General features: G+C 38.2%; 6 protein-coding genes. All 6 read right to left on the bottom strand.

Annotated elements, in window-relative coordinates:
* Positions 1-799: 799 nt before the first annotated feature.
* On the bottom strand, positions 800-4,483 hold the full coding sequence (locus BOQ62_RS02155) for a DUF6443 domain-containing protein (protein ID WP_129036770.1): 3,684 nt from the start codon (positions 4,481-4,483) through the stop codon (positions 800-802).
* Between the two features lie 5 nt (positions 4,484-4,488).
* Positions 4,489-5,127, bottom strand: a complete 639-nt coding sequence (locus BOQ62_RS02150; RefSeq protein ID WP_129036769.1) for a hypothetical protein — start codon at positions 5,125-5,127, stop codon at positions 4,489-4,491.
* The gene (locus tag BOQ62_RS02145) at positions 5,127-7,283 is read right to left on the bottom strand and encodes a hypothetical protein (RefSeq protein WP_129036768.1); all 2,157 of its coding nucleotides are present in this window, start codon (positions 7,281-7,283) and stop codon (positions 5,127-5,129) included. The genes BOQ62_RS02150 and BOQ62_RS02145 overlap by 1 nt, the downstream gene beginning before the upstream one ends.
* A gap of 9 nt (positions 7,284-7,292) precedes the next feature.
* On the bottom strand, positions 7,293-8,936 hold the full coding sequence (locus BOQ62_RS02140; RefSeq protein WP_129036767.1) for a T9SS type A sorting domain-containing protein: 1,644 nt from the start codon (positions 8,934-8,936) through the stop codon (positions 7,293-7,295).
* A gap of 279 nt (positions 8,937-9,215) precedes the next feature.
* A complete protein-coding gene (acs, locus tag BOQ62_RS02135) occupies positions 9,216-11,144 on the bottom strand; it encodes an acetate--CoA ligase (protein ID WP_228413580.1) in 1,929 nt (642 codons plus the stop codon).
* Between the two features lie 378 nt (positions 11,145-11,522).
* Entirely contained in the window at positions 11,523-13,409 is a 1,887-nt protein-coding gene (locus BOQ62_RS02130) for an AMP-binding protein (protein ID WP_129036771.1), read from the bottom strand.
* Positions 13,410-13,411 lie beyond the last annotated feature (2 nt).

The following is a 13,411-nucleotide window of genomic DNA, read 5'->3' as shown; positions in this document are numbered from 1 at the left end:
GTTTCTTTTTCGGTGTTGCCATAATTAAAATTACTCTTTTTATGAAAACACTCCTTAAATTTCTAATATCAAATGTCCACTTTTTGCTGACGATTTACACCATCATGCGTACTGAATGTCATCATAGGTTTATACTGCGAACTGTGAAGATCAAATGTAGCAGGAGGTAGCCTCATGCTTCCATCTTTCGTCAAGGAATAGAGTTGTTGGCTACATCTGTAAATGGACTGAGAAAGATTACTTTTTTACAAGGTGACCAAATTAAATTTTTTTTTTGAGTTTTATAATTAGGGCATTGTAATCCAATGCCCTAATTTATTACCAATTGTTTGGAATATTATCTGTCTCCACAATAATAATCTCATATATCAAGTCATTCTATTTTTTCATTTCAACAAATGTTTTATGCATTTCTCTTTGCTTAAAAATTCTTTCCCGATTAATACTAGCCGAATAAAAAGCTAAAGCTATAGAAAGAATAGCTATTAGAAAAAAGTATAAATAGTATTTTACGTGATAATCTCTAAATGAGTCAAGGTTCTCAAAATCTTCGATATATAAATAACTCCCAACACAACATCCGATTATAGTAAAAAATAAGATGTAAAATATATAAGGAGTATGAATTATAATATTATTACTATAGGAAACACGTAATAAAACATATCCAGAATATAAAATTATTCCAAATAATAATGTGAAAATCAAAAAAGTTGTAAATTTTGCTATTGATTTCCCTTCCTTCTTATAATAGTAAATATAAATATGATAAAAAAGCAATCTTATAAATCTAATCATTTTAAAATAGGGGTTTACCATCGTTACCATATGTTTCATAAAGTGCCATTCCTGCAAAATAACCTACCGATATCCAGGCTGTAGCAGGAAAAAAGCCTGCAATTCCCATCATTCCATCAACAACAGCACGAGTTGGGGAAATATTTCCTTCAATGCCTTGATATAAAGTATTTGCAATTCCAACAGCACCAACAACTTTTCCAGCAACACTAAAAACTTTTGAAGCATTTCCCAAAGCTTTAGCAGAAAAAGGTAGTTTTGTACTTATGGTTTCTGCAAAAATACGACTTTTCGTAATATTTGAAGCGCCATTCCAGTTTGATAATCCTTTTTCAGCTACTGTAGAACCTGCCTGTATCATTCCTGCAAATTGTGATACTTTAATGGGATTACTTTGAATCCAGTTAAAAGCATTATCGATAAGAGAATTTGATGTACTATTGGAATTTGAAGCATTCCCTTTTAGCTTCAACATACCAAAAGCACCTATTCCTGTGACAGTAGGATCAGGATCTTCATAGTCTGTCCACCATCTTAGGGTACCACCAATATTAGAGATCCCTCCGTTTCCACCATTTAAGAATGCAGTCATCAAATCCGCATACGCTTGTGTTTTTCCAAACGGGGTATAGCTTCCGCCCCCTTCGTTATAATGCATGCCATCTTGCATACTGAAAGACATGGAAGGTTTATACTGCGAACCATGAAGATCAAATGTAGCAGGAGGTAGCCCCATGCTTCCATCTTCATAAATCCATCTTCCGTCTGGGTCAGTATTAGAAATAGGATTGTTAGCAACATAGGCATACGGACTGGTAGAAAGGTAGCTTTCTGCAAGCTGATCTATCCCGTTCCATCTTCCCAGATCAGGCATGTATTCTCTCCATCCGTAGCTGTACATTCCTGTTTCCTGAAGTTCTTTGCCGTTATATTTTTTGTCTTTATAGCTTCCCTGTCCAAAGAATGCATTTCCGGTTTTCAGATGATTCATCCCAAAAGGGTAGTAGTCATTAGCATCTGTAATCTCAAGAGCTCCTGCGCTGTTTCTTTTGTAAGAAACCCTTACATTTCCTAAATGATCTTTGTACTGGTAAATATACTGATCTTTCTGATAATCATAAAATCCTTCTGCAGTAGGTAAATACAGTAAATCCGGAGTTTTTAAGCTGGCTGTGAAGTTTCCTCCTACAGGCTGTACGGTAGGGTCTCCGGCAATCCTAAAGGCTTCAGGCTGCATGGCTCTGGCAGACATTGAAGAAAGTGCCAGTGTTTCCGGGTCTCCCGAACCGGAATTTTCTGTTCTCAGGTATTGAAAACCATCCAGATAATCGGTAATTCTTTTTGTAGTTGTGAAACCGCTAAACCCGGTAATGGTTGTTATATTTTCTTTTGACAGCTTTGTTCCGTCTGCTCTGTACTTTGTACTGATGGAAATATCTTCGCTTCCGGATTTATTAAGATGCAGATAATTGGGTAGGTTCAAATAATTGTATTTAATGGAGCTGATCCCTTTATCCTGCATGTTCAGCATATTTCCATTCTGGTCATAGGTGATGGTATTTCCTCCACCTTCATACCCTGTTGCGTTTTGGGAAATATCATTGATGCTTGTGGTCTGATTTCCTGTGTAGGTATAATTCAGGTTGTCAGTCACCGTTGCTGTATTGCTTCCATATTCGGCTACGGAAGTTCTGTACAGTTTGCTGATATTTCCGTTGAGGTCATAGGATAATGATTCTGTATTTTCTTTGCTATACGGGTTGTTTGGATTTTGATAATAACCCGCCGTCATTCTGTTCATAGAATCATAGGCATAACCATATCTTTTTGGGGTAAGCGAAGGATTTACGCCTACTGTTTCTACAGCTCTCCAATCTACTTCTGTAATATTTCCGTTGTATTTCGGGGTTACATTTTTTCCTGAAAATTGTGCAGGATCCGGATTGTCAATTCCATTTTTTTGATTGTATCTGATGGCATAGGAAAAAAGTTTTCCTCCCAGATCTGCTAATCCCATCTGGTTTTTATTGACATCAGAGAGCCACCCACGGATATTGTAAGTATAATCTATACTTTGAAGATTATTGCCTACTTTTCTGCTGGCTATTTGAGAAAGCTCATTATAGGTATTTTCCGATAATAATTCTTCGGGTTTATCATCTACCTGATGATAATGCTGTAAAAGTCTGTTTCCGGAATCATACACATAACGCTGTTTAATAATTACTCCCGGTTCACCGGGCTTTCTTACATGATAGACATTGCTTTTTTGTGGAACACCTATAAAGTCAAGCTCAGATTCTGTTTTGGAATACCCGCCTAAATGGTTAATAGAATGAGTTCCAATTACCCTTCCTTTAGAATCATAGTAGGTATAAATTTTCGTCCAGTTATCATCTTCAATATTCTTTACAAGGCTCATTACGGGAAGACTTTTGGTGCTTACCGCATTGGCTGTTGAGTTATCAGAAAGCACCGTTTTTCCCATAATTGCATTTGGGAAAGCCGGATTGAAGCTGTAGGAAGGGTAGGTGTCGTAATAATTGATGCTTAGAATTTTCATACTTCCTGTAGGGAAGGCATTTTTAGTATAATAAACATCCATTCCATCGGAAGCAAATGATGTTGTGCTTCTGGCTTCATTATTCGCAGCATTGGCAGACATATTATTCAAAGCGGTCTGCATGGCTATTCTGGATGACGTATTGGCAAAAAATCCTGTATAGGCCACTCTTCCAAACTGGTCGTATTTGGTGAACATCCAGCCTTTGGCCGCAAAATTATTCGTGGTTGTTCTTAAGTTGGCATCCTGTGCCAATACCAATCTGTTTTGTTTGTCGTAGACCATAAATTCCCAGCCTTTTCCGGGGATTTTCTTTTCCACGAGCCTGTTCCATCCATCATAGCGGTACTGGTAGCAAAGGTTATCTACCATGGCAGGGGTTAAAGCAGAGGCAGAAGCCAATGGAGGAAGGGTATAAGCCAATCCGCCATATTCGTTGTATACATAGTACGTATCTGCATTCTGGGTTCCGTCTTTTTTTCTGGTTAAGAGGGTCTGTCCTTTCTTATTTTTGAATTGGGTAGTTATATTACCATCTTCATCCGTAATTGTGGATTTGTATAATGTATTTTCAGCATAGGTTCCTGAAAGGCTCAGCTCGCTGTTGGTTCGCCCTTCCGGCCAGCTTGTGACTACGGTATATTTTTTTACCGCATCTGCTGAGGTATTGGCATCATAAGAAAACTGTACGGGATGTCCGGCCCAATCGTTCCCGACCTGTTTTTGCTGCTGTGGTCTTCCAAGAGGAGAAGATTCCAGCACTTTTTCAGCATATATTTTTTCATTTCCATAGATTGAAGCAGCATTGGAAAGGGGGTTGACATATAAAGCCCCATTTTGTGTCCCTGACTGCGGAACGGGAAGGTAGCTTTTTACCTGTCTTCCATAGGCGTCATATTCTACGGGAACAGCAATGTCTTTTCCGGAGGGTGTTGCCTTTATAGCGATGGTTTGCTTAGCTCTTCCCAGTCCGTCAAGATACTGTACAGATTCTGTTTTTTTGGAACAGTCTTCCGTTAAGCAGGTTTTCTCATAAATAAAATTTTCTGTCTGTGTAAGGTTGGTCTGCGCAAAGGTAAAACCTACCATAAACAAATTGAGGAGTACTATTATTTTCTTCATTGTGCTTAGTTTTTGTAGTTGTATTGGTATTCTTTCAGGGTCACACCGTTCATATCCACTATTTTTTGTAATCGGTTATTGGCATCGTACTTGTAAATTACCCTGATTCCGTTAGGTGGAGTAGTCGTGGTGGTTCCTATGAGGGGATCATAGGTGGTGGTGGTGATTTGAAAGTCCTTCAATGCGGCTGTTTTTCTGAAATTATCCAGTGCTGTAAGCAGTGCCTGTTCATTGGCCGGATTTTGAGCGTCTGCATTGGAGGCATCTACAATAGCCTGAATATATGGAGTTACCTGTGCATACGTAGCTCCTTCTATTCTGGCAATAGGCTGTGTTTTGTCATATCCGTACACAATAGCTGTAGGAATGCCTACGGAAGACGTTAATTGCAGGAGATTTCCTTTTTCGTCATAGAGGTCAAATTTCATTGTTGTTTTTGTCGTTCCGTCACTCATATTAGTGGCCAGCACTGAAGTAGGCAGCGTACTGCCTGCATTGTCATATTTTGTCTGTATTTTAGAAAGTGTTTTACCATCGTTCTTTTCTTCCTGTACAACAGGAATGTCCAAAATGCGGGCGTTGGAAAGATTGGTATATCCCGTTTCCGGATACGTATAGAATTGTTCTACGGTATTTCCATCCACTACTTTTTGGTAGATTCTACGCCAAAATTGAACGCATTAAAATTGGTTTCCGATTTCTCTTCTATACTTTGTCCGTTCTCAAAATAACTGGTGGAGGTAACCGATGATTTTTTCATCCACCCTGGCTTGGTCGTTAATGTGTTATTGCTCCAAAGTTGATAATCCTGAGCTTCGGGAATTTCTTCAAACGTGTAATGATTCTGTTCAGAAACCAGAAGGTTATTCTGTGCATTGTACACTTCTTTTTTATCCAGCAATCCTCCGCTGGTGAAAGAATAATAAGGCCAGGAATCTGTCGTCTTAGGATAGTCGTCCGGGTTTTTATAGTAATACTTTACATATCCGTTGTTGTTATCGGCCTCTGTTATTTTTACATTTTTATATAATGGATAGGTATCAGCATTCGCATCTAATTCCGGAGAAAATAAAACGCCTGATGAAGCCTGGCTGTCTGAAAAACTGCTATACTCAAATCTGGTAGATTTTACAGGAGTGGCTTCCGTCTTACTGTTATAATAATTAATACTGGCGATTCTTATTCCTTTTCCGGTCACCCTGTTAGGGAAAGGCTGAGCAACATGTTCCATCCCAAATAAATTAGCCTGCCCTCTTCCTCCTGATCCTGTAACTGCTAAGACGTAATTTCCGGGTGGCAGATCATATTCTCTTACAGAATAATACTGGTAAGAATAGCATTGGGTTCCGCCTACAATTCCTCCGCCACTGTTATAAATTGTATAATCTACTTTGGGAGGAGTATTGGTGTCCCAATAAGGCGGGACAGGATAGAATTCATCAACACCAAAGACAATAAACACTTTTTTGGTTGGTGCTGTTCCTGAAACCGTAAAAGGGTAGTTAGGAAATGGTCTGGTGGTACTGTACAATATATCCTTGAACGGGCTCAAATATTGTAATTCCGGATCTATAAAGCTGTTTCCGCTCAAAATGGAATTTGCATAGCTTTGCTCATTCTGATCTTTATAATATTGATTTGGCTCAAAATTATATTCTACCACTCCTTTGGCTGGACTTATAATTCTCTTTAAAACTCCGTAAACTGCTTTAGGTAGTGTGGGCAAAGTAGATTGGTCGCATAAATCATGGGGGCTCATTCCCGGAGATTGTGGATCCGCAGACGCACCATATTCAAATTCTGTGGTTTCAGAAACGGATTCATTTTTATCCAGTTTTTTAAGCTTCAGTAAAGTTCTTAAAGGATTTCCCGTATATTCAAAACCGTAGCCGGAAATCATATGGTTATAATTGTCTTTTAAGCTTATTTTCTGAAGCTGATATGGATCATTCATACTGCCTTCCCAAAAAGAGTCATATAAATAGTCAAATTCGATTTTTCCGAAGCCGGGTGAGGTAATTGTTTTTAACTTACAGGTTTCATACACCAATGTGGTGGAATTATTCTTGTATTTTATATTTTTCTGATACGTAAAATTAGCCAGCTCCACATTATTGGCATCTTTAATCTGGGATAAAAAGAAAGCAGATCTATACACTTTTCCTCCCAGTGAATAAACATTTCTTTCCTGATTGCTTCTGCTGTAATCATTGAAGAAGTACTTTGTACCGTTGGTATCCGTTATGGTAAAGGAATCGAGGATAAGGGTTGCAGTATTGCTGGTTCGGGTATACTCAATCTTCACTTTATTGGAAGAAAGATTAATCAGCTCAAAAGTATTAGCGGTAGGATTTCTAATAAATTTGAATTTTCCGGAAACTCCCGGAAGATTGTAATAATAAATGTCATCAAAATTATTTTTAACATAATTACCATTTGATGGATCGTCATACATCTCATCAATATCAAGCGTTATACTCCTTGAGATTACTCCTCCTGTAAAAACGGTCCACCCCGTACCCGTTTGGCTGGCAGGTTCGCTCTGTGAAACATTCATAGGGTTGTAAGATAGTCCTACATTTAAGCTTATCCCGCCATTATAGGTTGGTAATCCTAACAAAGGAAAGGAAATATCCGGAAGACCTGTTGCATTGGATACAGGAGTATTGGCATAGGTGGCAAGGGAAGAAACGGAGGGGACCGGTCTGGAAGAATCTCCAAAATTAACCTGTTGTTGCTGGGCATAAAGCTGCCCCATCCCGGCAATAAGAATTGCCAGCGAAATGATTGTCTTTTTCATGATCCGTGTTTATTTCTTGATTAATTTGGCATTCGCCGTTTTATTAGTATCAGTCTTTATAGTTACCAGATAAGCTCCCTGAACCAAAGTTTGAGTGTTTATCTTGGTAACTTTGTTTTTTGTTTTTATATTTTGAAGCTGTCTTCCGGACATATCATATAGTAGAATATCAGCATCCTTGAAATCAAAACCTATTTCAATATAAGCATAGTCTGAAACTGGGTTTGGATAGATTTTGATGTCATATTTTTCAATTAACTGATCAACCTGTTTGTCGCCCAGCTTCACAATCTTCCAGTTTTCTTTTCCAAGCTCTTCTGCACTGGTTCCGGCTAAAACAATTGATCCGTCTCTGTTAAGCTTTAAATCAGAAAGTCGTTCTTCTTTTTGTCTGGATTCTCCTTTTACGTGTTTTCTCCACTGCTCATTTCCATTTTGGTCTAAATATAACATCCAGAAAGTTTCATCATCGGCTTGTATTCTTCCTTCAGCCTGAGTGTAACCTCCAAGCAGAATGCCTTTAGACTTCTCGCTTCCATCTTCCGTCTTTCCGTTTACTATACTCATTCCCATCAAAATGTCTCTGTTTTTGAAGTTATAGGCTTTCTGCCATTGTTCGTCACCTCTTTCATTTAGAGAAATCAGCCATAAGTCTGTTCCTTCTTCAATTCCTACCGTCTTATTTCCTGATCTTTCTGATCTGGATTCTCCGCCAACAATTAATCCGTTTGAAGTTAATGCCAAAGTTCTGATATGATCATCTCCTTTCCCTCCGAAATTCTTTTCCCATTCTACTTTTCCGGTTTTGTCAAGTTTTACGATCCAGTAATCACCTTCACCGAAGTTTTCAGTTTGTTTCGGGGTGCGGGTTACGGGATTCGGGTTTTGAGTGTTTGCAACGGAACCCAAACTTCGCATCCCGGAATCTTTTTCAGATCCCGAACCACGAACCTCAGAACTTCTTGAATACATTCCCAGTAATGCTCCGCCATCTTTTGTCGGAATCATCTTTTCCACTTCGTCTAAACCTTTTCCTCCTAAAATTAATTGTGATAATTCTTTTCCGTTTTTATCCAGTTTTGTAATTAAAACATCTTTGGAACCGTAACCTTTTGAAGAGTTTTGTACGTTGCCCGTAACAAAGAATCCTAAATCTGTCGTTTGAATGACAGCTCTTGCCTCTTCATCAGAAGAACTTCCCAATGTTTTCTGCCACAATTCGTCTCCAAATTCATTGATTCTGATCAGCCAGATATCTGATCCTCCTTTGGAATCCTCTTTTTTATCCAATCCTTTTCCTGAATAGGACGTTCCGGCTAATAAAAACCCGCCATCCTGTGTGGTAACGGTTGATGATAAATAATCATGATTTTGTCCGGAAAAATATTTTTCCCAAACTTCTTCTCCTTGTTGATTGAGTTTAACCAAATGGAAATCATAACCGTTGTTCTGCTTTTGGCCGCTGGCTGCTGGCGATTGGCTTTTAGACTGTATAGAACTTCCCGTGATAAGATATTGCTGATCGATAGTTGTAGTGACCTGGCTTAGAAAATCCTGAGTAGAGGATTTGATATTTTTCTGCCAAACGACTTCCTGAGCAGACATGCCCAAGGTTGCGCATACAGTAAACGCACCGAGATAAAGTTTTCTCATTTCAATGTTGTTTTTTTTAAGTTATTAATCCGTTTATTTAAAACTGCGCGAATTTAACACTTTTTAAGACATGAAAATTATTTTAATGTGGTATACTTTAAATCATACTATTAATAATTGAATACTGTTTAAAATGTATTAAAGTTTATTTTGTTTTGATGTAAAATTATTTATACCCAGCGACAGAACTTGACGTATTTTTTTTATTAAACAAAGTACAAGAAAAAAGCCCCGGAAATGACTTCCAGAGCTTCTATTGGTTAATAAATTGATTAAATTTTAGATTCTTTCGTTTTTGATCTCCTCTACAATTTCAGGATTTAAAAGCGTACTGATGTCTCCAAAATTACTGAAGTCGCCTTCTGCAATTTTTCTCAGGATTCTACGCATGATCTTTCCTGAACGTGTTTTTGGAAGTCCGGAAACAAACTGTATCTTATCCAGTTTGGCAATCGGTCCGATCTGATCTGAAATAAGCTGATTAATTTCTTTCTTCAGATTTTCCTTATCACGTCCTTCTCCGGTTTCTTTAAGCGTTACATAACCGTACAATGCATTTCCTTTGATATCATGAGGATAACCCACGATAGCAGATTCTGCAACGGCAGGGTGCTGGTTGATACTGTCTTCAATAGGTGCAGTTCCCAGATTGTGTCCTGAAACAATGATCACATCATCTACACGGCCTGTAATTCTGTAATAGCCGACTTCATCTCTCAAAGCGCCATCTCCGGTAAAATATTTTCCAGGGAATGCGGTGAAATAGGTTTCTTTATATCTTTGGTGGTCGCCCCAGATGGTTCTGGCAATTCCAGGCCATGGAAAACGGATGCATAGATTTCCGGTCACCTGATTTCCTGTAATTTCATTTCGCTTATCATCCATCAGAACCGGCTGTACACCTGGAAGTGGAAGGGTAGCATAAGTAGGTTTGGTAGGGGTTACAAAAGGAAGTGGTGAGATCATGATTCCTCCTGTTTCCGTCTGCCACCACGTATCTACAATCGGACATTTTTTCTTTCCAACATGATCATTGAACCAATGCCATGCTTCATCATTGATAGGCTCACCTACAGAACCAATAACTTTTAAAGAGCTCAAATCATGCTTATCCACCCATTCTGTACTTTCTTTCGCTAAAGAACGGATCGCTGTAGGAGCCGTGTAAAACTGAGTGATTTTATGTTTTTCAATCACTTCCCAGAAACGGTCCGGTTCAGGATAAGTAGGTACACCTTCAAAAATGACGGTGGTGGCTCCATTCAATAACGGTCCGTAAAGAATATAGGAATGTCCGGTGATCCACCCGATATCTGCTGTACACCAATAAATATCATTTTCCTTATAATTGAATACATTTTTGAAAGTATAAGCGGTGTATACCATGTATCCGGCACAGGTATGTAGCATTCCTTTAGGTTTTCCTGTAGATCCGGAAGTATATAAAATGAAAAGAGGATCTTCAGAATCCATAATGACAGTAACGAAATCTGGAGAAGCTTTCTCATACAGATCAGCCATCCAGTAATCTCGCCCTTCTTTCATGGTAATTTCGTTGTGGGTTCTCTTTACAACAAGAACTTTCTCAACGGTTGGGGTTTTTTCCAATGCATCATCCACAATGGTTTTCAGGTCAAGAACTTTATTTCCTCTGTAGCTTCCGTCTGATGTGATGACCATTTTTGCCTCACAGTCATTTACCCTTGAAGCAACTGCTGAAGCTGAGAATCCTGCAAAAATAACAGAATGTACAGCTCCCAGTTTTGCACAGGCAAGCATGGTAATGGCCAGTTCAGGAATCATGGGAAGATAAATGCAGACTCTGTCACCTTTTTCAATACCCATATCACGTAAAACATTAGCAGTTTTATTAACGCGTGTATACAGTTCATTATAAGAAATATGCTGTGCTTCTTCTTTAGGATCGTTAGGTTCCCATATGATGGCTGTTTTTTCTCCTCTTATGGTAAGATGTCTGTCGATACAGTTTTTGGTAATATTGAGTTTCGCATTTTTGAACCAGGTGATCTTAGCTTCATTCATGTCGTACTTAACAACCTTGCTCCATCTTTGATACCACACGAAGTTTTGATCTGCTACCTTATCCCAGAATTTTTTAGGATTTTTGATAGACTTTTTATAATCTTCAAAATATTGTGGTAAATCTTCTATTAAGTAATTTCTCATATCCCTTTCGTTTTTATTGATTTTATTTTGATAATTTTTATGTTTTGATTTTTAAGCCATTAAATTTTAAATGGAACTTGTTTAACATTTTTTGAACCATTAAGATTGCATTAAGGTGTTTAGAGTATTAAGATGAGCTTCGCTTTAAGCTTAAAAATCAGAATGATTTATCTTAACTATGCTTTACTGCTTAAATCTTTCTTAATGGTTTAAGAAATATCCAATATTTTTGATAAGTTTAAACAACTCCATGATTTAATATTGTTGAGATCATAGAGTAAGCTATTTATTTTATTCATCTTGGATGAACTTAATCTTTCTTAACATCTTTATTTCTCTTAGTGGTTGAATTTTTTTATTGAATTAAACACGTATTTAAATTTAAGTTTAATTTCTTGTTCAGCCTCTATATTCCTTGATTTTTTCCTGAATTTCATCAATGATTTTTTCATCATCAATAGTCGATGGAACCTGGAAATCTTTTCCGTCAAGCAGTGTTCTGATCAGCTTTCTTAAAATTTTTCCTGATCTTGTTTTAGGTAAGCGTTTGACAACCATTGCGTTTTTCAGAAATGCTACTGCTCCGATTTTGTTGCGGACCATCTGAATAATATCTTTTTCAATGTCTTCTTCAGAAATAACTGAACCGTTCTTTAAAACAACCGTAGCAAAAGGAATCTGTCCTTTTAAATCATCATCAATACCTACTACCGCACATTCTGCAACATCGGGATGTGATGAAACAATTTCCTCCATTTCAGAAGTGGAAAGCCTGTGCCCTGCTACATTGATCACATCATCCACTCTTCCTGTAATGAAAATATAGCCGTCCTCATCCTGAATAGCACCGTCTCCAGAAAAATAATACCCTTTATACTGAGATAAATAGCTGTTTTCAAAGCGCGTATAGTCCTTCCAAATTCCAAGCATGGCGCCGGGTGGGAGAGGAAGTTTGATTACCAGATAGCCTTCATGGTGAGGATCGAATTCCAATCCGTTTTCATCAAATATTTTAATGTCATATCCTGGAACAGGTTTCCCTGCTGATGCTCTTTTGATCTGATAACTTTCATTGTGAGTCAGCAATCCAAGCATTGGCCAGCCTGATTCTGTCTGCCACCAATGGTCTATTGCCGGAATACCGATGTGTTCTGCAAACCAGTCCAAAGTGGCTACATCACATCTTTCGCCAGCCAGAAACTGTTTTTTGAAATGGGAGAGGTCGTATTTTTTTACCAGTTCACCATTCGGATCTTCTTTTTTAATGGCTCTGATAGCAGTAGGGGCCGTAAACATGACCGAAACTTTATATTCTGAAATAATTCTCCAGAAAGTACCGGCATCAGGAGTCATGATAGGTTTTCCTTCAAAAATTATCGTTGTATTTCTGTTGATTAATGGTCCATATACAGAAAAACTATGTCCTACAGCCCATCCAAAGTCTGAAGCCGCCCAATAGGTTTCTCCCGGCTCTACACCATAAACATAAGTCATTGAGAATTGCAATGCCGTAGCATAACCTCCGGTATCCCGAACAATGCCTTTGGGTTTTCCGGTAGTTCCCGAAGTGTAAAGCAAATAAAGCGGATGAGTAGATTCCACAGGAATGCAGTCTGCGGGAGCTGATTTTTCTACCAGTTCTTCATAATCAATAAGCCCTTCGAACATTTCATCCTGATTATCTACTAATTTTCTGTTGTATACGATGATATGGTCTACTTTATCCTGCGCCAGTTCAATCGCTTTTTCTACCAGTGGCAAATAAGGAATTCTCTTCGCAATTTCCACACCGGCTGTGGCGGTAATTAAAACTTTAGGTTTACAATCATCAATTCTTACAACAAGCTCATGAGGAGCAAAGCCTCCGAAAACCACATTATGGATAACCCCGATTCTCGCACATGCAAGCATCGCAAAAAGTGTCTGCGGAATCATCGGCATATAGATAACGGCTGTGTCTCCCTTTTTTAATCCCAGAGAAACCAGTCCTCCTGCCAGTTTTGAGATTTCTTCTTTTGCCTGATGGAAAGTATAGGTTTTCTTCTGATGGGTTACAGGAGAATCATAAACAATGGCTATCTGATCCCCGAAACCGTCTTCAATGTGTTTGTCAATACACAAATAGCACATATTAAGCTTTCCGTCAGAAAACCATTGTGGGTAATCATTTTCGTCTTGAGAAAGGATTTGTTTCGGAAATTCAAACCATTTTATTTGTGCGGCCTGTTCTTTCCAGAAATTCTCTTTGTTTTCTATGCTTTGTTTAAATAATGTATCTGTTTTCATAT

It is taken from the genome of Chryseobacterium sp. CH21 (assembly GCF_004119445.1).
In the GTDB taxonomy this organism is placed as follows: Bacteria; Bacteroidota; Bacteroidia; order Flavobacteriales; family Weeksellaceae; genus Chryseobacterium.
This window is presented reverse-complemented; position numbering and strand designations above follow the sequence as displayed.